Origin of the sequence: Simiduia aestuariiviva (assembly GCF_014192475.1) — a bacterium.
GTDB lineage: Bacteria > Pseudomonadota > Gammaproteobacteria > Pseudomonadales > Cellvibrionaceae > Simiduia > Simiduia aestuariiviva.
This window is the reverse complement of sequence record NZ_JACHXZ010000004.1, coordinates 494,277-519,819: the sequence shown is the minus strand read 5'-3', so window position 1 is coordinate 519,819 and position 25,543 is coordinate 494,277. Positions and strand designations below refer to the sequence as shown.

At 53.3% G+C, this 25,543-nt stretch carries 26 protein-coding genes; 12 read left to right on the top strand and 14 right to left on the bottom strand.

Going from position 1 to position 25,543, the window contains the following annotated elements; genetic code table 11:
- Positions 1–83 precede the first annotated feature (83 nt).
- The gene (locus FHS30_RS15345) at positions 84–947 is read left to right on the top strand and encodes a universal stress protein (protein WP_183911388.1); all 864 of its coding nucleotides are present in this window, start codon (positions 84–86) and stop codon (positions 945–947) included.
- Between the two features lie 59 nt (positions 948–1,006).
- Here the strand turns inward: FHS30_RS15345 and FHS30_RS15340 are convergent, their stop codons facing one another.
- From FHS30_RS15340 to ftsY, 7 genes are all read right to left on the bottom strand, one after another.
- The gene (locus FHS30_RS15340) at positions 1,007–2,116 is read right to left on the bottom strand and encodes an OmpA family protein (RefSeq protein WP_246341354.1); all 1,110 of its coding nucleotides are present in this window, start codon (positions 2,114–2,116) and stop codon (positions 1,007–1,009) included.
- Between the two features lie 258 nt (positions 2,117–2,374).
- Positions 2,375–3,112: a tRNA (guanosine(46)-N7)-methyltransferase TrmB gene (gene trmB, locus FHS30_RS15335; protein ID WP_183911387.1), complete on the bottom strand. Its 738-nt coding sequence runs from the start codon at positions 3,110–3,112 to the stop codon at positions 2,375–2,377.
- Between the two features lie 3 nt (positions 3,113–3,115).
- The gene (locus tag FHS30_RS15330) at positions 3,116–3,502 is read right to left on the bottom strand and encodes a DUF423 domain-containing protein (protein ID WP_183911386.1); all 387 of its coding nucleotides are present in this window, start codon (positions 3,500–3,502) and stop codon (positions 3,116–3,118) included.
- A gap of 99 nt (positions 3,503–3,601) precedes the next feature.
- A complete protein-coding gene (rpoH, locus tag FHS30_RS15325) occupies positions 3,602–4,456 on the bottom strand; it encodes an RNA polymerase sigma factor RpoH (RefSeq protein ID WP_183911385.1) in 855 nt (284 codons plus the stop codon).
- 125 nt (positions 4,457–4,581) lie between these two features.
- Entirely contained in the window at positions 4,582–5,565 is a 984-nt protein-coding gene (gene ftsX, locus FHS30_RS15320) for a permease-like cell division protein FtsX (RefSeq protein ID WP_183911384.1), read from the bottom strand.
- On the bottom strand, positions 5,558–6,271 hold the full coding sequence (gene ftsE, locus FHS30_RS15315) for a cell division ATP-binding protein FtsE (RefSeq protein ID WP_183911383.1): 714 nt from the start codon (positions 6,269–6,271) through the stop codon (positions 5,558–5,560). The genes ftsX and ftsE overlap by 8 nt, the downstream gene beginning before the upstream one ends.
- Complete coding sequence (gene ftsY / locus FHS30_RS15310) at positions 6,268–7,305, bottom strand: signal recognition particle-docking protein FtsY (RefSeq protein WP_183911382.1); 1,038 nt, start codon at positions 7,303–7,305, stop codon at positions 6,268–6,270. The genes ftsE and ftsY overlap by 4 nt, the downstream gene beginning before the upstream one ends.
- Before the next feature lie 108 nt (positions 7,306–7,413).
- On the opposite strand from ftsY, the gene rsmD reads away from it, so the two are divergent.
- Both rsmD and coaD read left to right on the top strand, forming a co-directional pair.
- Entirely contained in the window at positions 7,414–7,989 is a 576-nt protein-coding gene (gene rsmD, locus FHS30_RS15305) for a 16S rRNA (guanine(966)-N(2))-methyltransferase RsmD (RefSeq protein WP_183911381.1), read from the top strand.
- Positions 7,990–8,044: 55 nt separating this feature from the next.
- Positions 8,045–8,533 carry a pantetheine-phosphate adenylyltransferase gene (gene coaD, locus FHS30_RS15300; RefSeq protein WP_183911380.1) on the top strand — a complete coding sequence of 163 codons (489 nt, stop codon included), beginning with the start codon at positions 8,045–8,047 and terminating at the stop codon, positions 8,531–8,533.
- 17 nt (positions 8,534–8,550) lie between these two features.
- On the opposite strand, the gene FHS30_RS15295 is transcribed toward coaD, so the two are convergent.
- The 5 genes from FHS30_RS15295 to rpmB form a co-directional block, all read right to left on the bottom strand.
- Entirely contained in the window at positions 8,551–8,868 is a 318-nt protein-coding gene (locus FHS30_RS15295) for a hypothetical protein (RefSeq protein ID WP_183911379.1), read from the bottom strand.
- 134 nt (positions 8,869–9,002) lie between these two features.
- Positions 9,003–9,818: a bifunctional DNA-formamidopyrimidine glycosylase/DNA-(apurinic or apyrimidinic site) lyase gene (mutM, locus tag FHS30_RS15290; protein WP_183911378.1), complete on the bottom strand. Its 816-nt coding sequence runs from the start codon at positions 9,816–9,818 to the stop codon at positions 9,003–9,005.
- A gap of 1 nt (position 9,819) precedes the next feature.
- Positions 9,820–10,527, bottom strand: a complete 708-nt coding sequence (tsaA, locus tag FHS30_RS15285) for a tRNA (N6-threonylcarbamoyladenosine(37)-N6)-methyltransferase TrmO (protein WP_183911377.1) — start codon at positions 10,525–10,527, stop codon at positions 9,820–9,822.
- 79 nt (positions 10,528–10,606) lie between these two features.
- A complete protein-coding gene (gene rpmG, locus FHS30_RS15280; RefSeq protein ID WP_183911376.1) occupies positions 10,607–10,762 on the bottom strand; it encodes a 50S ribosomal protein L33 in 156 nt (51 codons plus the stop codon).
- A gap of 21 nt (positions 10,763–10,783) precedes the next feature.
- Positions 10,784–11,020: a 50S ribosomal protein L28 gene (rpmB, locus tag FHS30_RS15275; protein ID WP_183911375.1), complete on the bottom strand. Its 237-nt coding sequence runs from the start codon at positions 11,018–11,020 to the stop codon at positions 10,784–10,786.
- A 246-nt stretch (positions 11,021–11,266) separates the two neighbouring features.
- On the opposite strand from rpmB, the gene FHS30_RS15270 reads away from it, so the two are divergent.
- From FHS30_RS15270 to FHS30_RS15255, 4 genes are read left to right on the top strand one after another with little or no spacing between them, the layout of a single operon-like run.
- Positions 11,267–12,526 carry an O-antigen ligase family protein gene (locus tag FHS30_RS15270; RefSeq protein ID WP_183911374.1) on the top strand — a complete coding sequence of 420 codons (1,260 nt, stop codon included), beginning with the start codon at positions 11,267–11,269 and terminating at the stop codon, positions 12,524–12,526.
- A 5-nt stretch (positions 12,527–12,531) separates the two neighbouring features.
- Positions 12,532–13,548, top strand: a complete 1,017-nt coding sequence (locus FHS30_RS15265) for a glycosyltransferase family 4 protein (RefSeq protein WP_183911373.1) — start codon at positions 12,532–12,534, stop codon at positions 13,546–13,548.
- Between the two features lie 24 nt (positions 13,549–13,572).
- A complete protein-coding gene (locus FHS30_RS15260; protein ID WP_183911372.1) occupies positions 13,573–14,259 on the top strand; it encodes a YrbL family protein in 687 nt (228 codons plus the stop codon).
- Entirely contained in the window at positions 14,256–15,371 is a 1,116-nt protein-coding gene (locus FHS30_RS15255; protein WP_183911371.1) for a glycosyltransferase family 4 protein, read from the top strand. The genes FHS30_RS15260 and FHS30_RS15255 overlap by 4 nt, the downstream gene beginning before the upstream one ends.
- Here the strand turns inward: FHS30_RS15255 and FHS30_RS15250 are convergent.
- Entirely contained in the window at positions 15,358–16,263 is a 906-nt protein-coding gene (locus FHS30_RS15250; protein WP_183911370.1) for an ELM1/GtrOC1 family putative glycosyltransferase, read from the bottom strand. The genes FHS30_RS15255 and FHS30_RS15250 overlap by 14 nt on opposite strands.
- Positions 16,264–16,333: 70 nt before the next feature.
- The gene (radC, locus tag FHS30_RS15245; protein ID WP_183911369.1) at positions 16,334–17,008 is read right to left on the bottom strand and encodes a RadC family protein; all 675 of its coding nucleotides are present in this window, start codon (positions 17,006–17,008) and stop codon (positions 16,334–16,336) included.
- A 171-nt stretch (positions 17,009–17,179) separates the two neighbouring features.
- Between radC and FHS30_RS15240 the strand changes: the two genes are divergently transcribed.
- The 5 genes from FHS30_RS15240 (at position 17,180) to FHS30_RS17415 (ending at position 25,524) form a co-directional block, all read left to right on the top strand.
- Positions 17,180–20,104: a sensor histidine kinase gene (locus tag FHS30_RS15240; RefSeq protein ID WP_183911368.1), complete on the top strand. Its 2,925-nt coding sequence runs from the start codon at positions 17,180–17,182 to the stop codon at positions 20,102–20,104.
- Entirely contained in the window at positions 20,101–20,745 is a 645-nt protein-coding gene (locus FHS30_RS15235; RefSeq protein ID WP_183911367.1) for a response regulator transcription factor, read from the top strand. The genes FHS30_RS15240 and FHS30_RS15235 overlap by 4 nt, the downstream gene beginning before the upstream one ends.
- A gap of 521 nt (positions 20,746–21,266) precedes the next feature.
- Positions 21,267–21,800, top strand: coding sequence for a GAF domain-containing protein (locus FHS30_RS15230; protein ID WP_221197328.1), 534 nt, complete (start codon positions 21,267–21,269; stop codon positions 21,798–21,800).
- A gap of 74 nt (positions 21,801–21,874) precedes the next feature.
- Positions 21,875–23,086 (top strand): bifunctional phosphopantothenoylcysteine decarboxylase/phosphopantothenate--cysteine ligase CoaBC, encoded by a 1,212-nt coding sequence (gene coaBC, locus FHS30_RS15225; RefSeq protein ID WP_183911365.1) that lies wholly within the window; start codon positions 21,875–21,877, stop codon positions 23,084–23,086.
- A 32-nt stretch (positions 23,087–23,118) separates the two neighbouring features.
- A complete protein-coding gene (locus FHS30_RS17415; RefSeq protein WP_183911364.1) occupies positions 23,119–25,524 on the top strand; it encodes a phosphohexomutase domain-containing protein in 2,406 nt (801 codons plus the stop codon).
- Positions 25,525–25,543: the final 19 nt, after the last annotated feature.

Sequence of the window (25,543 nt, the reverse complement as noted above, 5' to 3'; positions counted from 1 at the left end):
GCCTTGTGCGCCGTTTTTTTGTTAGGAGGAATATCTGGCAAAGCTTGCTATGGTAATAATCAACTACGATTCTGGAGTAGGCCATGAATGCGCAAACACTGTTAGTCGTAATTGACCCTTTGACCGATGACCAGATGGCTCTGAGTCGAGCTGTAGCCATAGCACTGTGCACAAAATCGCGAATTCATTTGTTTTGCTGCACCTATTTGGACGAGCAGGAATTGGGCAAGTTCTCCTCGCGCAAAGATGCAAAACATACCCAATTGACGGAAACGCGAACCTGGCTCGATGAGTTGGCGGCTCCGCTTCTGGCACAGGACATCCCCGTGAGTTGCGAGGTGGTCTGGAACCAAAAGTGGGAGATTATGGTGGCGCAAGCCGCTGGCCGTATCGGGGCCGCGCTAATCGTCAAAACCAGTTTTAAACACAGCACCCTAGAGCGAGCCATCAAACGTACCAGTGACGTCTACCTGATGCGCACGGCACCTTGTCCAGTGATGCTCGTAAAGTCCGATGAGGCGTGGCAAAACGGCATTATTTTGGCCGCCGTGAGCTTGGAAGAGAATCGCCCTGAACACGAGCAGCTCAACAACGTAATCTTCAGTCAAGCACGCAAGATCGCCGCTGCAACAAATTCAGAATTGCACTTAGTCTCCGCGCTCGATAGCACGCCAGAACTGATTAAATTATTTCAGTGGACTGATGAGTCGGAACAAGCGCCCGTGGAATTGGTTGCACAACGCTTTGGCTTACCCGCGCGACAAATACATTTAATAGAGGGCACCGCAAAAGATGTACTAACCGATACTGTGCAAGCCCTACACGCGGACCTTATCATTATGGGTACGGTCGCACGCTCGGGTTTAGTGGCTACCGTGCTCGGTAACACGGCAGAAAAAGTATTGGATTTGTTAGAAGTGGATTTGCTGACTGTCAGTCGCTCGTAATTAAACTACCCATAAAAAAGGCGAGCATGTGCTCGCCTTTTTTGTACTTGCCGTATGGGTTATTTACGGATTTGTGTGGTCTTTTTTGATTGCACTGAAGCCACAACGCGACGGTTGGCTTCGCGACCTTCAGCCGTATCATTAGAGGCTACCGGATTTGCTTCACCGTAACCAACCGCCTTCACGCGCTCAGCCGCCAAACCAAAACGCTGAATTAACACGTCGCGCACAGCATTTGCACGACGTTGTGAGAGCGCCTGATTATAAGCTTCAGAACCACGGGAATCGGTGAAGCCCTGTAGCTCAACCACGGTATCTTTGTAGCTCTTCATAAAGGTAGCGACCGCACCAATCTCTTCAAAGTACTGAGACTTAACCACTGCGGCATTATTATCAAAATTGACATCCAGCTTGATTTCCACAGCTTCCGTCAACGAAATAGCACAACCCTTTTCATCAACCTTCAAGCCCGCTTTGGTATCTGGGCACTTGTCCATGTAATCGGCAACGCCGTCGTTGTCAGAATCCTTGGGGCAACCGCGGCGATCAACTGCTACACCAGCAGGTGTTTGTGGGCAGGCATCTTGCGTATCTATTACGCCATCATTATCGGCATCAGAAGGTGCGGCAACGGGCGCGGGGCGCGCAGGTTCATCGCGCACGCCAAAGAAGTAGGTCAATGCGATGTTGGTGCCTAAATCGAACTCACTGTTATCTGAACCGCGAATACCGCGCATGTCGCCGCGCACCAAGAAGTTGTCGCTCAAGTAGGCTTTAACCCCTGCGCCCACGTTAAAGGTGGTTTCACTGCTTCCAACACCGGCAACTTCATAGCGGTTTTTACCCGCACCCATCACAAAGAAGGGTTGCACGCTGCTTTCAGGGCGGAAGTGGTAAAGGGCATTGACGCTCAACTGCTGGCCGTCAATTTCGGTAGCTGTAGCATCGTATTCTGAATCGTTGGCAACGTACATTACTTCCATTCCCCAGCGATCGTCGATGCGATAGCCTAGTGCTCCCATCCAGCCGGTGCTGTCTTCCACGCCGCGATCTTCATCCCAATTAGTGGCGTTGACGCCGGCAGTAACTTCAAAGCCCATTTGATCGGCTTGAACAGTGGTGGCCGCCACAGCTAACGCTAGGGGCAACATCATCATGACTTTTTTCATCGAATCTCTCCTTTGGTTTCTATAATGGTTTGGCAAGAGCGTGCGGCGTTTAATACGCTACACACACGCCGGCGGCATCTCAACGACGCACTACATCTAAAATGAAAAGGAGAAATCGAACGCCCAGCTTCTTTTCGTTGAAAAGACAGTCCCTTTCCCCACGGAGTCACGCCCCTCTTTATTGTTGTAACCAGATTGCACTGATACCGCAGGCGATTGTGGGCAAGGGCGATTGGTTTTGCAAGGATGCGGGCAGATTTATGCGTGCTTCTCGAACAACAAATCCCAAACGCCGTGTCCCAATCGCTCACCGCGCTTTTCAAACTTGGTGATTGGGCGGTAGTCGGGTCGCTCAGCAAACAAATATTCGCCAGCTTGATTGCTAAAACCCTCGGCATTGCTCATCACTTCCATCATGTGATCGGCATAGTGCTCCCAATCAGTGGCCAGATGAAAAACACCACCCGGCGTCAATTTGGTGCGCACCATTTGGGCGAAAGCGGGCTGTACAATCCGGCGTTTTTGGTGCTTTTTTTTGTGCCATGGATCGGGAAAATACAATTGAAAACGCGCCAGGGATTCTTCCGCGATGCAATCCGACAGCACATCGTTAGCATCGGCCATATAGACGCGCAAATTGGTGATGCCCGCGTCGGCAGCATTGTTGAGCAAGCGACCAACGCCTGGGGGGTGCACTTCAATGCCAATAAAATTTTTGTCGGGCTCGGCTTTGGCCATCGCCAACAGGGAGTCGCCCATGCCAAATCCCACTTCCAATACCAGGGGTGCCGAGCGGCCAAAGGCGGCATCGGCATCGAGTGGGCCGCTGAACAGGCTCAAACCATATTGCGCCCACTGGCGCTCAAAGGCACTGCGTTGCGCGGGTGTCATGCGCCCGGCGCGAATGACAAAACTGCGGATGGATTTCTTTTTGTATTCCGGACGCGGCGTAAAGCCGTGCTCATCTTCAATACCTGGCAGTGGAGTAGCGTTCATAATTCACCGTTCTGGGGCCGGCAGTCGCAGGGCATAGGCCGCTACCAACAACCAACCGATAATTAACAAGCCGCCACCAAGCGGCGTAATCGGGCCAAGCCAGCGCGGGCCGCCCAGAGCCATGCCATAGAGGGAGCCCGCAAACAGCAATATCCCGAACAACACAGCATAGATGGCTCGGCGCAATCGCCCAACCGGATCTGAAAGTAATCGCATGCACAGGGCCAACGCGAGGACCGCGTGTAGCTGATGGTAGTGCACTGCAGTGCGCCAGGTCGTCAATTGACTCTCCGTCAACACCGCGTCCAGCCCGTGCGCACCGAAGGCGCCCAGCAATACGGCTAGGGCACCGCAAAGCGCGGCGAGGATTAGTAGGTGTTTAGAGGTCATAGTGATGTGTGCCGGGTGCCGCGCCGCTAAAGCCTGTGCCTAGGCGCTAAAAAAGAAAGCCGCGACAGGCGCGGCTTCACGGGTCAAACAACGGATGCGCTAGGCCTCCATCATCGCCTTCACTTTTTTCATGGCATTTTTTTCCAGCTGGCGAATACGCTCAGCGGAAACGCCGTAGACGGCGGCCAGATCGTGCAGGGTAGCCTTGTCTTCATTGAGCCAGCGGCGCTGGAGAATATCGCGACTGCGCTCATCGAGCTGTTCAAGGGCTAGCTCTAGGCTGTTGACGTTAGAGGCTTCCCAGTTGGCGTCTTCCAACTGCTGAGCCGGATCGTAACGATGATCCTCTAAATAGTTGGCGGGCGCTTGGTAGGCGCTTTCGTCATCGTCATCAGCACCGGCGTCAAACCCTGCGTCGTAGGAGGACAGTCGGCCCTCCATTTCGTACACGTGCTTGACGTCGACATCTAAATCTTTAGCAATGGCCTTGGCTTCATCGTGCGACAGCCACGCCAGCTTTTTCTTGGCGCCACGCAAGTTAAAGAACAATTTGCGCTGGGCCTTAGTGGTTGCCACTTTCACAATGCGCCAGTTGCGCAGAATGAATTCGTGGATTTCGGCCTTAATCCAATGCACGGCGAAGCTCACCAAACGCACACCGCGCTCAGGGTTGAAGCGCTTTACCGCCTTCATCAGGCCGACATTGCCCTCTTGGATGAGATCAGCCTCAGCCAAACCGTAGCCGGAGTAGGACTTGGCGATGTGCACCACAAACCGCAGGTGCGCCATGACCAGCCGACGGGCCGCTTCTAGGTTCTCATGGTAGTAAAGGTCTTCAGCCAGCTGCTTTTCTTCTTCAGCTGACAAAATCGAGAACCCATTAACGGCCTGAATATAGGCATTCAGATTGGCACCGGGGGCCAAGACGCCAATAGGTTGCAGACTAGTACTCATGTTTACCTCCAAAAACAACCGCGTGAGTGTAGCACTACCGCTTTTGACTGCCAACTGAGTAAAAAATTCAGCGAAACCACCAAAAATTGGGGGCAGCAGGGGTATTTGCGCACCCACCGAGGGCGCTACTGGGGTTTTATATCGCGCAAGTGACGACCTACCGCGAGCCACGCGCCCAGCCAACCTATAATTAGGGCGACCATCAACAAAATCAAGGTCTCCCCAGCACCCAGCCCCTGCAGGGTAAACTGGCTGCCATAGCTGTTGGCCAGCTGAGCCACGGGCTTTGACACCAACCACAGGCCCAGTTGGGTCAACACAAGCGCCCAAATGCCGCCACCGGCGCCATACCAGAGGCCCGTGTAGAGAAACGGACGGCGCACAAAGGCGTCGGTGCCGCCCACCAGTTTCACCACCAAAATTTCTTCACGTCGATTCTCGATGGCTAGGCGCAAGGTATTGCCGATCGCAAGCAGCATCCCCAGGCCCAGTAGGCAGCCCAATCCTAAAGCAAAGCGCTGCCCCAGCTGCATGATGGCTTGCAGACGCGTCAACCACGCCATGTCGAGACGCACTTCGTCCACGACTAATTCAGCCGCCAATTGATCGCGCAAGGTGGCCAGTGATTCAGGTGCCGTGCCTACGGGCTGCACTAATAACACCCACGGCAGCGGATTGTTCTTCACATTTGCAAGTGCGCCCGTGAGACCCGTTTGGCGCGCGAACTCAGCTAGGCCTTGCTCGGGCGAGATGGCAGTCACCGCGGCCACGTCGGGGCGCGCCCGCAATGTAGCCGTCAAGGCCTCTACTGCAGCTGGGCGTGCACCGGCTTTTAAATAGGCCGACATTTGGTGACTGCTGGCCCAATGGCCCGATAGCTGCCCCACATTGGCCAGCGCGAGATATAACAATGCCGGTAGCGCCAGCGCAATCCCCAACATCAACACGGTCAGCGTGGAGCGCACGGGGACTACCAGCAAGCGCCTTAAACTATCCCGTGCAGAGCGCCCGTGGTGCTGGCGCCAGGCCCGTGCGCGATCGCTGACGCCAGTCACTTTTGGCCGCGCACCGGCACGAGTGGGTAGTGGCGCCTTGCGAGCCCTACTCATGGTGACCTCGATGACCTTTGGCGCCATCTGAGTGAAGGGCCGTCGGCACCTGATCACTCAATAGCTCGCCTTCGCGCAGAGCCAATACGCGTTTTTGTTGACGTCGCAGCAGTTCGATATCGTGACTGGCGATGAGCAGCGTAACGCCCACTTCATTGAATTGTCGAAACAGCTCCATTATTTCAGCAGACAGCTCGGGGTCGAGGTTGCCCGTGGGCTCATCAGCCAACAATATTTTGGGCTTATTGACCACGGCGCGCGCGATGCCCACGCGCTGCTGTTCGCCACCTGAAAGCTCCAGCGGATTGCGCGCTTCCTTGTGCAATAACCCCACCTTATCCAGCGCCGCACGCACCCTGCGGCCCACATCGGAAGGGGGAAAGCCCGCGATTACGAGGGGCAGCGCCACATTGTCGAAAACGCTGCGATCGAACAACAGTTGGTGGTTTTGGAAAACCACACCGATTTGGCGTCGGTGCAGCGGAATGTGCCGATCGGCCAAACGGTTGAGGTTGGAGCCATTGACCAATACCTGACCTCGGCTCGGTTGCTCCATGGCCATGATCAACTTGAGCAGCGTGCTTTTACCCGCCCCAGAGTGCCCCGTGAGAAACACCATTTCACCTGCGGCAATGTCAAAGCTGACACTTTTAAGCGCTTCAAAACCGTTGCTATAGCGCTTAGCTACGCGATCAAAGTGGATCATTCACCACCTGCTTTGTCGCCAAACAGGCCGGCAATGAACGGCTCAGCGGCAAAGGGCTGCAGGTCATCTACGCCCTCACCGACACCGATAAACCGCACCGGCAGCCCAAACTTCTTACTCAGCGCAAAAATAACGCCGCCCTTGGCCGTGCCATCGAGCTTGGTGAGCGCAACGCCGGACACGCCGGCGGCCTTGATAAATTCCTGGGCTTGGCTGAGCGCGTTTTGACCGGTGCCGGCATCGAGCACCAGCAGCACCTCGTGGGGAGCGCTGTCATCCAGCTTGGCCATCACCCGCTTAACCTTGGCCAACTCTTCCATCAGATTGCTCTTGTTGTGCAAGCGCCCCGCCGTGTCGGCAATCACCACATCGATGTCGCGCGATTGCGCCGACGCTATGGCGTCATAGATGACCGATGCGCTGTCGGCACCGGTATGTTGCGCCACCACGGGCACCTGATTGCGCTCGCCCCATACCTGCAGTTGCTCAACGGCGGCTGCACGAAAGGTATCTCCCGCCGCGAGCATGACCTTGTGGCCCTCGCCTTGGAGTCGCTTGGCCAGCTTGCCAATGGTGGTGGTTTTGCCCACCCCATTTACACCGACCACGAGGATGACGTAAGGCTTTTTGGAAGTGTCGATGACTAATGGCTGCTCCACCGGCTCCAGCAGCGCCTGCAACGCGTCGCGCAATGCATGCAGCAACGCCTCGGGATTGCCCAATTCTTTGCGCGCCACTCGGTCTGTGAGCGATTCAATGATCTCGGTGGTGGCATCGATACCCACGTCGGCCACCAGCAATTGCGATTCAAGATCTTCGAGTAGCTCATCATCAATTTCTTTTTTACCAAGAAACAGATTGCCTAAGCCCTCGGCAAATTGGCTGCGCGTGCGCGTTAAACCTGCGCGAATGCGGGCAAATAAACTGGGTTTATCGACGGGTTGTGCCACGGATTCGGCGGCGGGATCGACACCCTGGCTCGCATCTTCCGGCGGCGCAACGGTGTCCTTTTTCTTAAACAACTTTGAAAACATGGGCTTCACTGCTCAACAGGCGTTAAAATGCGCGGCCTGGGCGGGCGGCCTCGCCACACGAAAGGCCGCTATCCTACCATTGATGAGCACATTTGAGTTGACCCCTGCATGAAAAAGCGCCCCCTCAGGCAGCCTGAATCCCACGGCCAGTTGCGCATTATCGGCGGCCAGTGGCGCGGGCGTAAATTGCGCTTTCCCGTGGTTGCAGGTCTCAGACCCACCGGCGATCGCGTGCGCGAAACGCTATTTAATTGGCTGCAGATGTCTATCGCTGAAGCGCGGTGCCTGGATGTGTTTGCCGGCGCGGGCGGACTTGGACTCGAAGCGCTTTCGCGCGGCTGCACACACTGCACGATGATCGAAAAAGACACTCAGGCGTGCCGTCAACTGGACGCCAATTTGCAATTGCTGCAAGCGCAGGGCGCCGAGGTGGTCCAAGCCGACGCGCTCGCTTGGCTCGCTGGCTACACGGGGCCCGGTTTTGATGTGGTTTTTCTCGACCCACCCTTTGCGGCCGATCTCTGGCAGGCAAGCCTCGACCAGATTGGCACACACCTCAACCCCAACGCCCAGATTTACGTGGAAGCACCGGTAGGTAAAGCCCTCATCACGCCGAACAACTGGCAGCTTCACCGCGAAAAGTGCGCGGGCGAAGTGTGCTACCGTTTATACCATTGCCTATGACATTCGGTGGCATCTTGCTACTATCCGTCGCCCGCCCACTCAACTAGGTATTTTAATGCGTACTGTCGTCTACCCCGGCACCTTTGATCCACTCACCAATGGTCATATCGACTTGGTGGAGCGGGCCTGTCGCCTGTTCGACAAGGTAATCATCGCCATTGCCGCCAGCACCAAGAAAAACCCGATGTTTACGCTCGAAGAGCGTGTAGAGCTGGCGGAAAAGGTGCTCGGCCATCTGCCCAACATCGAAATTTGCGGTTTTGACATCTTGCTTGCCGATCTGGTCAAACAAAAACAGGCGCAGGGCGTATTGCGCGGACTGCGCGCGGTATCTGATTTCGAATATGAGTTTCAGTTGGCGAACATGAACCGAGCGCTGGCGCCGGACATGGAGAGTTTATTTCTTACGCCGTCGGACCACTTGTCTTACATTTCGTCGTCACTGGTACGCGAAATCGCCTCACTGGGAGGCGATGTAAGCAAATTCGTCCCACCCTTGGTGGAAGAGGCATTAACGAAGCGGTTTAACGAGCGCCGGGGCTAGACCCAGCGCCAACTTACCTATTCGATGTCGTGCTGATAGCCACTGCTTGTGCAACCTAAGCAGCGCACGAAGGTCGCTTCACCGGGGCCCACAACCAAGGTCTTGGCCGATTCCTTTACGTTGCCACCGGCAGCGGAGAAGGGCAGCGATACCACAAACGCGGCCGTTCCCAGGACCGTGATACCCAGCATCACTGGGCGCACTAGTACCAAATCCAGTGCCATAGCCGAGGCCGACGGTGACTCAATGTCGCCATCTTTAGCCAGCGCGACACTTGAAAGCGCTAGGCAGGTGGTGAAAGCCACGGCTTTCACACTCAATTTTTTCAGGTTCACTTTACGTCTCCTTGATAGTAGTCCTGCTGTGGCCATGCTCATCAATGCGGTAACGCGCCCACCAGAACAAAAATTTCATCGGATAACTTCAAAGCCATCAGGGGCTTAGCGACGAATGCTAATGTGCAGTGTAGCTAGCGTTGGCACTCGGCACAATATACCGTGGCGCGATTGTTGACGCGAACTTCTTTGAGCGGTGTGTGACAGATTCGACAAGGTTCACCGCCGCGACCGTACACAAACAACTGCTGCTTAAAATAACCCGGCTTGCCATCGCCCCCTACAAAGTCTTTGAGTGTGGTACCGCCCTGCTCGATAGCAGCCGACAAAACCGCTTTGATCTGTACCACAAGTCGCTCTGCCTTGGCCCGCGTTAAGCTGCCGGCTGCAGCTCTTGGCCTCAATCCCGCCAAAAACAGGGCCTCGTTAGCATAGATGTTGCCGACCCCCACCACCAGATGGCTATCCATAATGAAGTTTTTTAGATTTTGCTTGCGACCGCGCGAGCGGGTAAATAGGTAGTGGGCATCAAAGTCCGATGAGAGCGGCTCTGGGCCCAAGTCTGCCAGCAGTTTGTGAGCGCTCACATCCTCTTCGGTCCAGAGCCAGCAACCGAAGCGGCGCGGGTCAGTGTAACGCAGCGCAAGCGAGCGCCCGAAGCAAAGGTCGATGTGATCGTGATAACCTGCCGGCTCATCGGGGGCCACCATGCGCAGGCTGCCCGACATGCCGAGATGAATGATGAGGTGGCCTCGACTGAAGGCGAGCAACAAATACTTGCCCCGGCGAGCGACCGACTTTACTTTCAAGCCCTCGACCGACGCCGGTAAATCGGCCGGCACTGGCCACCTCAGTCGGCCATTGCGCACCACCAACGCAGACACGCGTCGCCCCTCGATGTGGGGCGCAATTCCCCGGCGGCTAGTCTCTACCTCAGGCAACTCCGGCATGTCAGGATGGGCCCCCTGCCAGACCCGCTATTGGCGTCAGGGCCACCACCTCAATACGACCCACCGCGTCATAGCGCCATTGCAGGTTGTAATCGAGTAGGTGCATGCCGTACAGCCGGGTCGGGTCCACTTGTTGATAGGCCGGGCGTGGATCTTGCGCCAAGACCTCAATTACCAATTGTGCCAACGGAGCAGACAAGCCCAGCGCCTCTGGAATAGTCACCGCCACCGGTTCTGGGGCGGTTGGCGCCAAGCTATTGGTGGCATCGGGCACAGCGTCCACATAGGGCAGGTATGGTTTGATATCGAGCACCGGCGTGCCATCCACCAGATCGACACCCGCTAGCCACAAGCGCACACTGCCCGCCTCACATTCAACCCGCTCAAGCCGCACTACCGACAGCCCCAACTGGTTTGGGCGCACCGGCGATCGGGTGGCGAACACGCCCACCCGCTGATTGCCGCCTAAGCGCGGCGGGCGCACCTTTAAGCTGTTGGAAATGGGGCTCAAGTGAAACACAAATTGCAGCCACACGTGGCTCACCAGCTCCAAGCCCTGCACGGCGTCGGCGCTGTTATAGGGGGGCAGCAGCTCTAGGCAGGCACTCGCAGATGGCGCCAGCGCAGATTGGCGGGGCACGCCAAACTTCTCCTTGAAGCAAGAGTGCACAATGCCGATGGGATGAACTTGGTAGCTAGTTTCTGGCATAGAGATTTCGGGGCCGATGAGCCCCGACTGTACACAAAAAAGCCCGGCTAAACCGGGCTTTTGAGGTAGGTGCGATCAATTACTTGATCTTGCCTTCCTTATAAACAACATGCTTGCGAACAACGGGATCAAATTTTTTGATCTCCATTTTCTCAGGCATGGTGCGCTTGTTCTTGTCGGTAGTGTAAAAGTGGCCAGTACCGGCAGTAGAGTTCAATCGAATCAAGTCACGCATGGTTATAGCTCCCGCTTAAAATTAAACCGCTTCGCCGCGCTTGCGCAGATCAGTCAGCACCTGCTCGATGCCACGCTTGTCGATGATGCGCATGCCCTTGGCAGATACGCGCAGCTTAACGAAACGCTTTTCAGACTCAATCCAAAAACGGTGAGTGTGGAGGTTTGGCAAAAAACGACGCTTGGTGTGGTTTTTCGCGTGAGAAACATTATTACCAGTTATCGGACGCTTACCCGTAACCTGACATACCTTAGACATCGTGTTGCCTCGTTCAAAATCGATCCCTGGCCAACAAAATGACGCAGAGGTTGCAAGAAATCTGTTAAATCCGGGCCTACCCGGCGAGCGCCAAAGGGTGCCCCAGCTCAAAGAGCCGCGTTTTATACCAGAAACCCTATCTAGAGGCAAGAAGTAGGTAAAAATATCAATTGATCTGGCCTAAGCTGGAGTCTGGCGCTGGCAATCGCTATGATTCTCCGCTTACCTGACCACCAAGGCCCACCAATGCCGAACGCAACACCCATGCCCCGCGGTAAAGTCTTGTTTTTACTACTATTACCCGTACTTTTGCTATTTTCTCGCGTGGCTGCTGATCTCACCGTATTAATCGTCGCCGTGGCATTTGTGGTCAGAAGTTACCGAGCCCATGATTTCCATTGGCTACAGCACACGTGGGTAAAGGCGGGGTTGCTGCTCTGGCTGATATTGCTTATTGAAACCGCCTTTTTACCGCAGCCGCTAAACTCATTGCTATACGCCGCTTTTTTTGGCCGGTGGATACTTTTCGCGGCGGCGCTCGCCTATTGGTTATTGGCAAGCCCTGCTGATCGTCGCTACCTCAGTCGCTCCATTCTGGTGGTTCTTGCGTTTGTCATACTTGACTGTCTCTTGCAGTACGTTACCGGCTACGACATTTTTGGCTTTGAAAAGTACAACCCCGTGCGCCTGACTGGCCCATTCAACAACCCAGTAGCCGGAACATTGACCCTTAAGCTTATTTTTATTGCGCTGGCGGGACTCTATGCCAGTCAGGTAAAACAGCCCCATATTCGACAGGCATGCGTACTGATCGCGGGCATCTTACTCGGCCTGCTGTTCATGTTCTCCACCGGGGAGCGCATGGCCTTCATGCTCTACTTGCTTGGCGTTGGAATCGTCTTTACGGGCTTCCTTATCAAAGAGCGGCAGCACGCTCCTTTGACACTGCTGGTCGCCACACTGGCACTCGGTCTTGGAACTGCCCTTGCGTATTCACACCCCTTGCTGTGGCAAAGAACCATCGTTAGCTTTTTTGATGTTCTGCAAAATTTCTGGACTTCACCCTACGGCCAAGTATTAAAAGGCGGCTACTTAATGTGGCAAGAAAGCCCCATCATCGGTACTGGCCTGCACGGCTATGAAGATGCCTGCAAGGCATTTTTGACACATGAAGAATTGACCTTTTGCGGCAACCATAGTCATAACATCTATATTACTTGGCTCGCAGAGACGGGCATCATAGGTTTGTTAGGATTTCTGTTTTTACTCGCAAGCATGATCAAAGCCAGCTGCACCCACTTATTGCGCAACAAAGATTGGATGCAATTGAGTTTCGTCTGCGCCATCTTTGCCGCAACGTTTTGGCCTGCAGCGGCAACCCCAAGTATGTTCAACAACTGGATGGCCGGGCTTATTTGGCTGGGTATCGGTTGGTGCATCGCCGTCGGCTCTAACAATACAAGTTCACCGGCACGGGCATTGGCCAGCAAACCCAGAGGTCATTAGATTTTATGAAAATTTGCCTCGTATTAATGAGCAAAGGTTTTGGCGGCTTAGAGAAACACGTGGTCGAGCTGGCTAATACGCTGTCGTTGCACCATCAAGTATACGTTTTGACCCACGCGGATTTTAAAGAACACTTCGATGCTAGAGTTACGTTAATACCTATCGACACTGACAAAAGTCGATTCAATCCATTTTTCCGGCGAGCGTTGAAAGCCAAGATCACTGCCATCAATCCGGATGTGATTCACTGTCACGCCAACAAAGCCATGAAAATACTGGCTGCAATTAAGCATCAACTCGGCGCCCCGTTGGTAGCAACCATTCATGGGACCAAAAAAAACACCCGCGACTTTCTCGCTGCTGACGCGTTAATTACCGTCAGCAATGCGCAACTTGATAAAATACCGCACCCAAATAAGCACCTGATCCACAATGGGGTCGCTCCGGGAAATAACACGCCCCAATCCCGCGAACAACTGGTCACCGAATTCCAACTGGATCCGAGCAAACCCCTACTCGGTGCAGTGGGCCGGCTGGCGCCGGTGAAGGGTTTCGATCTCCTCGTTCAATCGCTTACAAATGTAGATGTGAATTGTATAATTTTTGGTGACGGCCAAGAAAAAGGCAGTTTACGGCTTGCCATCGAGGGCGCCGGCTTGAGCCACAGAATAAAGCTCGCCGGCCATCGCAATGACGTCTCAAATCTGCTACCCGCGCTCGACGGCGTAGTGATCAGCTCTCATCGCGAAGGTTTCCCTTACATTCTGGTTGAGGCACTTCAAGCAGAGCGGCCGATGGTATCCACTCCAGTGAGTGGTTCGATTGAAATATTGCCCGATCGTTATTTGGCGAAAGACTTTACACCACAAGCCCTCGGCGACACGATCACGGTGGCTATTGCTGATCAACAACGCTGGCGCAATGACACAAAGACAGCCATAGAGTTCGCAAAATCCGAATTGACGCTAGACGCGATGGCTAAAAAAACCATCGATTTGTATCAAAGCTTAGTAAAAGAATGACGCTGGCACTGGAAGGCAACCGCCATGGATAGACAGCCCGCTTCCGATAAAACCCCGGTCCTTTGGCATGGCTATGAGGTAATTGCCAAGGGGGCTAATCGGGTCTGTGTAATTGATCCAGAAAACACATCAAGGTGCCTAAAATTTGACTTGCCGGCTCAGGAAGCCAAGGGTGGCAGGGCAAATCGGTGGCGACGCTTCCGAGGAGAAGTATTCCCTAAATTGGCGCTAAACCACATTGAGTGGCGGGCCTACCAAAAATGCTTATCTATCGCGGGCCAATCACTCCACAATTATGTGGCCACATGTTTTGGCCTTCGACACACACCGCACGGCAAAGCATTGAGTTCAGAAATCGTCCTAAACAGTGATGGCAGTATTGCTAAGCCAATCTACACCTACTTTGATCAACCCACATCAATTGATTATCTAGATCTTTTAGACGCGTTAGATGAACTACAGCATTTTTTGTTGAGACATAAGATCCCATTGTTCGACTTGAACTCGGGCAATCTACTCGTGCTTCACTGTGCCACAGGAAGGATTCGCGTAAAGTGTATTGATGTCAAAAGTGTTGGACAAAATAAAGAGTTGATCCCATTTTCGCGCTGGTTAGTTGGTGCAATGCGCAGCAAAATTAAGCGCCGCATCGAAAGACTAAAGCAGTTAATTACTATAAAAATGGCCCAAAAATCACCGGAAAATGCATGAAGACCTTAACTATTATGCAAGTCTTGCCCGAACTCCACAGCGGTGGCGTCGAGCGCGGCACACTAGAGATCGCACAGGCACTCGTAACCGCGGGCCATCGTTCAATCGTGATTTCAGCCGGTGGTCGGCTCGTGCGGCAACTTGAATCTGAAGGCAGTGAACACCTGGCATTACCGGTACATCGAAAGAGCCTGCGCGCGCTCTGGCAAGTGTATAAATTGCGAAAGGTTTTTATTGAGATTAAACCGGACATTGTTCATGTTCGATCCCGACTGCCGGCTTGGCTGTGCAAGTTGGCTATCAAAACGTTGCCCCGCCACCAACGCCCAAAAGTGGTGAGCACGGTGCACGGACTCTACTCTGTCAACGGCTACAGCAAAGTGATGGCGCAGGCCGATGCTGTGGTGGCGGTTTCCAAAACGGTCACCGCCTACATTCAGGAAAATTATCCAGATTGCTTTGGCCCTCATTGCGAATTAATTTATCGCGGCATAGACCCGGCAAGCTTTCCTTGGGGCTTTCAGCCCAGCGATAGTTGGCTACAAACGTGGAATTCACAATTTCCAGCGCTTGCGGGCAAAACCCTACTGTGTCTACCCGGGCGTATCACTCGGCTAAAAGGGCATCGCGAATTTGTTCAATTAATCGATCGGTTGCAGCGCGCCGGGCGCGACGTGATTGGGCTGATTGTGGGTGATCCCGATCCTCGGCGGCTTGGCTATTTTCAAGAGATCAAAGCGCTGGTGTCTTCGCTCGAGCTCGACAGCGCCATTGTATTTGTAGGCCACCGCGCTGACATTCGAGAGATCTACGCCATTTCTAACATTATTTTTTCGCTGTCGACGAAACCTGAATCCTTTGGTCGCACCGTGCTGGAACCCTTGGCGATGGGGCGACCCGTCATCGGCTATGACCACGGTGGTGTAGGTGAAATATTGTCTGCCCTGTTTCCACAGGGCAAGGTCCCTCGGCTGGATGACGCTGCGCTGTTCGAAAAAACACAAACATTGCTTTCAACACCACAAACGCCAAACCCTGAAAACCCCTTTCTGCTTGCGGCGATGAAACAGCAAACGCTGGATCTCTACCAACGACTGGCTAGCGCAGACTAAAGCGATCGATCAACCACAAAGCCGCGCGCTCTGCCTCCCAAAGGGGCATGTGCGGGCGCTCGGCCGCTGGCTCGCCAAATTGTTGCAGCTGACCTGCGTTCACGAGCGCGTCAATACCGGCGACAACGCGCCCGGTAGACGCCGGCGCTAACCGCAAAATGCCCGTTGGCACGCCGCTTGTCAGGGCTTCATACACCATGGAAACGCTATCGGGACTCACCCAAATTCTGCTGCTGGTGACCAGTCGAGCGGGCAACCAGTCAGGCGGGGTAGTGTGGTGCGACACCAAGGTAAGGCTGCTGTCGTTTAATGCCGCCAAAGCTTGAAACACATCCTCGGGCGTGCGCCGCGAGTCGGCCACGGTCCAATGCCAGCCCGGTTGTGCACGCGATATCTGTTGAACTTGGGCAACAACGGTTTCGCTGTCCCAGCGGTAGTGGGGCGAGGGCCCACCCAATAGAATGAGTCCCGCGTGGGTTTGTGGAACCTGCTGCACAGGCACAACCGCATTGAGTACGCCCTGGGTCGTCAGTATATCGGGTCGCGCTGGGGGCTTGTCGTGCGCCGGCACAATAGCGCCGTCAAGCCATTGATAGGGAAAGTTTGGCCTCATCAACACTACGGCAGGGCAGGTCAAAGCCCGCTTGGCTGCCAATAAGTGAGCTTGGGTAGTAGAACCCGCCGCAATCATTAGATCCGGTTCGGGCAAATGGGGGGCCGGATTGTTACCGCGCCACAACTGCCACAGACTTGGCCCAGGCCGCCCCACTTTTAACCAATGGCATTCGGCGCCAATATGGGCGGTTAGGCGGTCGGCTAGGCCTCGCAATTGATTTTGATGGCCCGGCTTTCCGTCGGTAAACAGCCACACGTGGGGCGGGTTATTGCGCACTCAGCCTCCAAAATAAGACCAAAGAAATTCAAAATATTGAAAAAATGCATTCTAACAGGCTGCCGTCGCTTTAAAGCAATCCTAGCTCAGCCAAAGACGCACAATAACCGTCGCCCACAATAACGTGGTCCAGTACCCGCACATCCACCAAGCCAAGGGCGTCCTTCAGTCGCCTTGTAATCGCAATATCCGCTTGACTGGGTTCCGCTACCCCAGAGGGGTGGTTGTGTACCAAAATCACCGCTGCGGCATTGGCACCCAACACCGTTTTTACAACTTCGCGCGGATACACAGAGGCGCCATCCAAAGTGCCCTCGAATAAGGTACTAAAGGTCAGCACCCGATGGCGATTGTCGAGCAGCAGTAACGCAAACACCTCGCGATCGCGGTGGCGTAGCTGACTTTGCAAATAGCGATGAACTAGCAATGGGCTGGATAACACGTCTGTCTGCGCCAACTCCGCGGCCAAATGCCGGCGCGCCATCTCCAATACTGCTTGCAGTTGAGCATACTTGGCGTCACCCAAGCCTTTGGCCTCGACAAAATCCTTGTGCGAAGCCTCTAGCAATGGGCGCAGACCGCCAAAACGGTTTAACAAATTTCGCGCTAAATCTACCGCAGAGCACCCAGCCACGCCGGTGCGCAGAAAAATGGCCAACAATTCCGCATCAGACAAAGCCGCAGGGCCTTTAGATAAGAGTTTTTCCCTAGGCCGCTCCGACGCCGGCCAATGATGTATTGCCATCTGATCCTCCCTGATCGCATGTGCGTCTACAATTCTCCGAGCACTGCCCTAAAAATCGCGTTACAGTGCACCTCTATTTACCCATATAACTGTGCACAATCCAGCTGGTCAAAAGTCCCAATCTCGAGCCAGCCAAATAACGACAATAAATGCGTAATAGTGGACCAATCAATGAACGATGATTGCCTGTTTCAAGGTGACAGTGCTGTTGCCGCACTCATGCGCGCCTACGATTGGGAGAATTGCGCGCTCGGCAATCCTCAGAGTTGGCCACAAAGTCTACGCACTGCAGTCAGCGTCATGCTCAACAGCCAGATTGGCATGTCTATCGTTTGGGGGCCTGACGCAGTTCAGCTATACAATGATCTTTTCTTGCCAATTTTGGGCGACCATCAAAGGCCCCCTATTGGCGCGAACGCCCAACAAAATTTTCGCGGAATTTGGGATGCAATTGCGCCCCATTTAGCGAATGCACAATCTGGCCAAGCCTCCGTCACCGGCGATTTACTTTGTCCAATTATCCGAAACGGCTCGATATCAGAATGTTATTTCAAATTTAGCTGTAGCCCTATAAAAGACGAAACTGGTGTAGGTGGTGTCCTTATAGTTGCCACCGACACCACGCTGAACGTTAAACAGGAGCGAAGACGTAAAAGCATTCAATCCTTATCCAGTGCACTGCGCAACATTAATGATCCTCACAATATCTGCCAAATTTCTAGGCAGACGCTGCGCCAAAATAGCGTGGATTTCCCGCAGGTATTTCTGGGTGCAGAAACCGAATTATATCGGTGGCTGCCCACTTCGCTCCAAGCTGATGGCAAAGAATTGATCCGGCAGGCAGAGACATCCCACTCTGTTGCTCACATACCGATCACCACCGAGATTGACGCCGAGTCCTGGCCGACAACTATCAACGGACTTGCTGCCATTTCTATCAAACCAAGCGGTGCCAAAACAGCGCGCTATTGTTTCGTAGTAGGCCTGAGCTCCCAACAGATATTCGACGACAACTATCGAAACTACCTAATTTTGGCCGTGCGTGAAATTGAAAATTCGCTCGAACAGGCCTGGGAGGACTCAAGCGCTCGTCACGACAGGATTCAGCAATCTAAGGAACAGGACCATGGGGCGGTATTGCAACAGCGACTCGCATTTCTTCGTTCAATTTTCAACTACGCGCCACTAGGTATTACCCTTGCCACTATCGACGGCGAATACCAAAAGGTCAACAAAGCATTTTGCACTATGTGCGGCTACGACCATAGCGAAATGTTAGCTCGAAATTTAGCATCTAACTGCACATTGGCCGACTGGAAAAAACATGACAGCATGCGCCAACAAGTTATACGCGGTGAAACAGGACAGTTCACCATAGTAAAAAAAATGTTTCGAAAAGATAATTCATGGTTTTGGTCACGCCATACAGTTGCACCCGTACAATCGCCCGATGGCATCATCACCCACACCGTAGCGCTGGTGGAAGACATTACGGAAGATTACAACAATAGATGTCGAGTGGAACGTTTAAATGCACGGAACTCGGCGCTGACCGCGTTAGGATTTTTTGCCCTGCAAGAGCGTTCAATTGATTTAATATTGGATCACGCCGTAAAGCACTTGACGACACAGCTAGCTACTGACCATATCGGTATATTTTATCGATCCTCTACCGATGTATCCATGTCATTGAGGGCGGGTGGTGGCGCATTTTCACTGACAAAGTCAGACCCAAGATTTCAAGAGTCAATTAGCAATTGCTTGGACTTGGCTGATGACTTAAAAGGTGATTCACAAAAAATAGACACCCTTAAAGATCAGTTAAAATCAGCATTGAAAGTACATCATGATCCTATTTTTTGCGAATCATTAAACGCCGATTTTCCTTTAATTACTGCAGAGCTAGTGCATAAAGATAAGATTTTAGGCGTAATTTTAATTGCCTTCAAACCAGCTGATAATCCTCTTGAAGAAGATAAAAATTTTATCGACTCAACAACCAATATTTTAAATGCAAAAATTGCTATGGAGCTTCATACCAAAGAGCTGCATGAAAACCAAACACTGTTAAAACAAGCACAAAGCATAGCGGGACTTGCAAACTGGCAGTACGACGTAATGCGAGACAGGTCCACCTTTTCAAGCAATTTACCGGCAGTGCTAGGAATACCTGATTTTCAAGAGCTCAGGGATTTTAAGTACAGCTTGGACTTCATCCACGCAGACGATAAATCCATGGTGGAGAATACGTTTAATGAAATAGCGCAGAATGGCGGCAGCGCTGAAATGACCGTTAGAATCATAAGCGCGGATAAACGCTTGAAAACCCTACGGCTTAACTGCATTGGAATGAAAGATGATAGACAATCGGTCCACACAATTTTTGGCACTTGTTTAGACATCACCGAAGAGCAAAATCGAGAGCTTCAGCTACAACAATACAACCAACATTTAAAGCAACTTTCAAAACAGTTGGTAGATATTCAAGAGACCGAGAGAAAACGCATTGCTATGGATCTCCACGATCAAGTAGGTCAAAACCTGACCGCGCTGGGTTTGTCACTCAGCGTACTCGATCAGAGTTTGGGCAACCACAATGAAGCTACAGTAAAAATATTGGCGGACACGCAGAATATCTTGGAGGCAACGACGCTTAGTATTGAACACTTGGTGAACGACATGAGGCCGCCTATGCTAGAGGATTGGGGCCTGAGCACAGCATTGAAATGGTATGCCGACAACTTCCAAAGCCGCTTTGGTATAGAGGTAATGGTATACGATACCGGGGCGCCTGAGCGCTTTTCCGTCGCACAAGAAATCGCCGTCTACCGTGCTACCCAAGAAGCGCTTAACAATGTAGCCAAACACAGTAGAGCCACTCGGGTGGAGATTGGGCTTGTATGGTACCCACACCGATTATTGCTCGATATTGTTGATAATGGCATCGGATTTGATTCAAAGGACACGGTTTTTCAGCAAGGGTTTGGGCTCACCACCATGCGAGAACGCATTGAGGGCATAGCGGGGAAGTTCCACATTGAAAGTATTAAATCTAAGGGGACGCGGGTACATTTTTTAATAGGGAGGTCAACATGAACTTAAAAATATTAATCGCCGATGACCACCAAATGGTTTCCGACGGTTTGGCTGCTCTTATTGATGCGCAATCAGGCATGAGCGTTATCGGTTGCGCTACAAATGGCGTTGACGCACTTGCCAAGGCAAAGCAATTGCGTCCGGACGTAGTCGTTATGGACGTCTCCATGCCAGAAATGAACGGTATAGAGGCGACCCAAGAGATCCACAATCGGCTGCCAACCATCCGTATTATCATGTTATCTATGCACTCCTCACCTGAGTATATACACCGCGCACTGCAAGCTGGTGCCATGGGCTATATCCTAAAGCGTTCAGCGGGAAAAGAAGTGGTAAAGGCGATTGAACAAGTAACCGCTGGCAAACATTTTTTCAGTGAAGCCGTGGCTGAGATCGTTGTCGAACAAAGCTTGCATCGTCCTGCTGGCGTAGACGCAGTATCACTACTAAGCGCTCGTGAGCGGCAAGTCCTTCAATTGTTAGCAGAAAGTCACAGTATTGTGCGAATCGCAGAGCTGTTGTCCCTGTCTCCAAAAACTATCGAAACTTATCGCGCACGTATTTACGAAAAACTGGCGCTTCGAGATCTTCCTCAGCTAGTTCGCTTTGCACTGAAGCATGGCCTAACCAGCCTCGACTGAGCCATTGCTATATTCGCCACCCCAATATCAGCTGTGCCGTTGCGACGGCTTTCAGCTAGCCTCCAAGCACAGTAGGGGGTTTCCCTACAATATAAAGGGGAAATTACCGACAGCTGCAGTGCGATAATTACGCTAAATTGAGCCCATAGACTTACTTATAGCGCTTAAAGGACTTTTGCCTTTAACGCATTGCAAGAACACCCTTGTTGCTCAGCACCAGTTACCCGATTCGGTAATCTCCAGCTTTAATCAGTGAATTCCTAGGTGGCTGGCGTTGAGTTTTTTTAGGGCACACTCTCTACAATCGATATAAGTCGCTTGAGCTCAAAGCGTCGCTTTTCAGCAATTCTTCCCGCCCTTGCCTTAGCGGTTTTTTATGTAGTAGATTTCCTTACATCATCTTCATAGTTTTCCTTACACCACACTCATGCTCGGCTTTCTAGAATTTCTTAAGGTTTCACTTTTCAGGATTATGGCATCGGCTGATGGTTGGCCAGTCGCTACGTTTTGGGTGGTTCGCTGTGTTCGATTCTAGCAGGCTCGACAATTTAGAGTATTTAATTGGTGTGACTCGTGAGCTCTCGAGTGTGAAGTCCCTCGACGCGCTACAGGAGCTCATCAGAAAGGCAGCGCGTAAAGTTACTCAGTGCGATGGGGCAACCTTGGTGTTAAAAGACGGCGATCAGTGTTATTACGCTGATGAGGATGCCATCTCGCCGCTATGGAAAGGGCAGCGATTCCCAGCCCAGTCGTGCATCAGCGGCTGGGTCATTGAGCACAAACAAGCCGCCGTCATCGAAGACATCTACTGCGATGATCGAGTTCCCTATGCCGCCTACCGCCCCACATTCGTGCGCAGTCTCGCGATGGTGCCCATTCGGCAAAACGACCCCATTGGCGCCATCGGCAATTATTGGGCCGAAGCGCATAAACCCACGGAACACGAGGTCATGCTGTTGCAAGCATTGGCGGATACTGTCGCTATTGCCATGGAAAATATCGAGCTGCTCAACGAAGTCGCCCACCTGCGCCAACAGCTCAACGGAACAACCTAGTCGCCTGTCCGCTTAGCAAGTCAGGGCCGACAGTGGTATCTTAGCTCCCACTGAAACAACAGCCTTAGCCTGCCATGTCTAGCCTTACCCACAAGCACGTCCTGCTGGGCGTTTGCGGTGGCATTGCCGCCTATAAAAGTGCCGAGTTAATTCGCCGCCTGCAGGATGCCGGGGCCGCGGTGCGGGTCATTATGACCGCAGGTGCACAGGAGTTCATCACGCCCCTGACACTGCAGGCCTTGTCGGGTAACCCTGTACACACCCAGTTGCTGGACCCTGAGGCAGAGGCCGGCATGGGTCACATTGAGCTGGCGCGCTGGGCAGATATTTTGCTGATTGCTCCCGCCACCGCCGAGGTAATCGCCAAGCTGGCCCACGGCAATGGCAGCGACCTGCTGACCACTGTCGCGCTAGCCTGCCAGGCGCCGCTGGCCATTGCGCCAGCGATGAATCAAGCGATGTGGGGCCACGGTGCCACACAGGAAAATCTCGCCACCCTCAAAGCCCGCGGCGTGCATATTTTCGGCCCAGCCAGTGGCACACAAGCCTGTGGCGATGTGGGGCTAGGGCGCATGTCCGAGCCCGACGCGTTGGCCGAGGCACTGGCCAACTGCTTCCAAACCGGTGTCTTGGATGGCTTGCGCGTCACCATTACCGCCGGCCCCACCCGGGAGGCGATCGACCCCGTGCGCTACATCAGCAACCACAGCTCCGGCAAAATGGGCTATGCGCTGGCTGAGGCCTGCGCCGAAGCGGGCGCCCGCGTGACGCTGATCAGTGGGCCCACCCAACTGCCCACTCCAGCACACGTCACGCGCATCGATATCAATAGCGCACAAGACCTGCTGGCCGCCGCCCTCGAGCAGCCCGGCGACATTTTTATTGGCGCGGCGGCGGTGGCCGATTACCGACCTCAATCCATTGCCCAACAAAAGCTTAAAAAGCAGGGCGATGCTACCGACGAAATGACGCTGCAACTGGTGCGCAATCCGGATATCATCGCCACCATGGCCAGTCTTTCTAATGCACCCTTTTGCGTAGGCTTCGCGGCTGAGACTGAAAATCTGCTAGCCTATGCTCGATCAAAGCTTACCCGAAAAAAGCTAAAGTTGGTCATCGCCAACGATGTTTCCCGCACAGACATCGGCTTCAACAGTGACGAGAATGCGGTCACGCTGGTCACAGCCAGCGGTGAGGAAACCCTCAACACCCGCAGCAAGCGTCAACTGGCACGCGATCTGGTGGCGCGCATCGCCGACGCCTACCAGCAAGATCGCGCCAAATGACAATAATTGATTGACTCACAAGGAACCACACAGTGCCCGCTGAGCCAAAAGCAAAAAAAAATACCACCAAACAGCCCAAACAGCCGCCCTATTTTTTGATATTGGCACTGCTCTCAATACTGCTCTCCGTGGGCGTCGGATGGATCGGCTTTCAAACCATGGTGGTAGCCCAGGAACAAGCACAGCTGGAATCGCTGGCGCAGCTCGAAGCAGATAAGCGGGCCAACGTGCTAGGGCAGTGGGTAAAAACCCTGCAGGAAGATGTAGCGCGTTTGGGCGAGCGTGAAGCCCTCGCCGTTGCGGTAGCTTATAGCGAAGAAAACGTCTTGGCCGACTATCGCCGCACCTTGGTGCGCAACATGAAGGATCTTCAGGCTGTTCAATTTTTCCCGCGCGGTTCTGCGAGTCTTAACGGCGATCTAGATCCGCCCATTAACTTCATTCAGATGGATCTGATTTATAAAGCCGAAGCACGGGAAGACATGGTTCCCGAAGCGGTGAAATTTGCGGATGGCTGGCGCATTCAGCTGGCCACAGGTCTGCCCACAGACCGCGAACAAGCCGCAATTGGCTCAATGTTGTTAACCCTGTCGCTTGATGGCTTGCGCAGAACGCTGAGCAGCTTTAACAACGACCTGGGTCAAACGTCGATTCAACAAAAAGTGGGTAGGTCGCCGGTGACTCTCATTGCCAGCGCAGGCAACGCCGATAGCGACAAGCATTTCGATTTAGCCGTGGACGGCAGTTATTGGAGCGTGCGCTTTACCCCTTCCTATATGCTCATGCAGCAAGCGGCAATAAACCCAATCCCGTTTTGGGCCGGGTGCTTAGTGTTGCTCGCAATGCTCTTGGTAGCCAGCGCCTTTGCGGCGCGCAAAATAGCAGCCCGCACCGCCCTTCAAAAAGTGACTAAGGCGCGCGAGCGCGCCATGATGGGCAGCAAAGACAAGAAAGATATTGATGTCAACGTAAAAGAAGAAGACAAATCACTGCTGGGCCTCAACGAAAATAAATTGGCGGATGTGGTCGAATCCTCTGAACCTGCCCCCAGCGCCGAAAATGCGGCACTGCGCAAGATATTCAGAGCCTACGACATTCGGGGCATCGTGGGCGAACAATTGACGCCTGCCTTTGCCGAAACCTTGGGCCGCGCTCTGGGTACAGAGGCCCTCGAGCAAGGCGAATCGGCGTTGCTGGTGGGTCGCGACGGCCGAGTACACAGTGAGGAACTGTGCAACAATTTGATTACCGGGATTCTCAGTACCGGTTGCAATGTTTTAAATTTGGGTTTGATTCCATCACCCGTGCTGTACTACGCCTGCGCTGAAGGCACAGGGGGCACACGCAGCGGTGTCATCGTCACCGCCAGCCACAATACCGGGGAGTACAACGGCTTTAAGATTGTGATCAATGGCAACACCCTTGCAGAAGAGGGCATTAGTGCCATTTACACGCGCATTCAGCGCGCCCAATTCCGCTCCGGCGACGCCGCAGAACAAGCGCAAGAAATCATTCCCGCGTACATTGACCGGATTTTTTCAGATGTGGCCTTGGCGGGCGATGTCAAAATAGTTATCGATGCCGGCAACGGCGCAACCAGCGAAATTGCGCCGCAATTGTTTGAGGAATTAGGTTGTGAAGTAGAACCGCTGTTTTGCGAAATAGACGGCCGCTTCCCCAACCATCAACCCGACCCCAGCCGCGCAGAAAACCTGCAAACGCTGATTGCTAAAGTTAAGGCCAGCGGTGCCGACCTAGGCGTGGCCTTCGACGGCGACGGCGACCGGCTAACCGTGGTCACTCCCAAGGGCGAAATCATTTGGCCAGATCGGCTGTTGATGTTGTTTGCCAAGGATATCGTCTCGCGCAACCCCGGCGCCGATGTGCTTTTCGATGTCAAAAGTACACGTCAACTCAACAGCTTGATCACCAGCTACGGTGGCCGCCCGATCCTATGGAAGACCGGCCACTCCAATATGAAACAAAAAATGATTGAAACAGGTGCGCTGCTGGGGGGCGAGCTGTCCGGCCATATATTTATCAAAGACCGCTGGTATGGTTTTGACGATGGCATGTATGCCTGTGCCCGTTTATTGGAAATCATGACCCTGCGCGATCAAGATATCGACAGTATATTTGATGCCTTTCCAATGCACCCTGCAACGCCAGAGATTTTGATTCCAATAGCGGAGTCGAAGAAATTTGAGTTGGTAAAAGCGCTCATAGCTCAAGGTAAATTTCAAAGTGGCAAACTCACCACCATAGACGGTGTGCGCGTGGACTTCGCCAAGGGCTGGGGTCTGGTGCGCGCCTCCAATACCACCGCTGCATTGACCTTGCGATTTGAAGCCGAAACTGAGGAGACCCTCGAGCAACTCAAAGCGTTGTTTAAGCGCGAAATCAAACGCGTCGCACCAGATTTACCACTCGATTTCTAATTGCTGCAATAATTGTCTT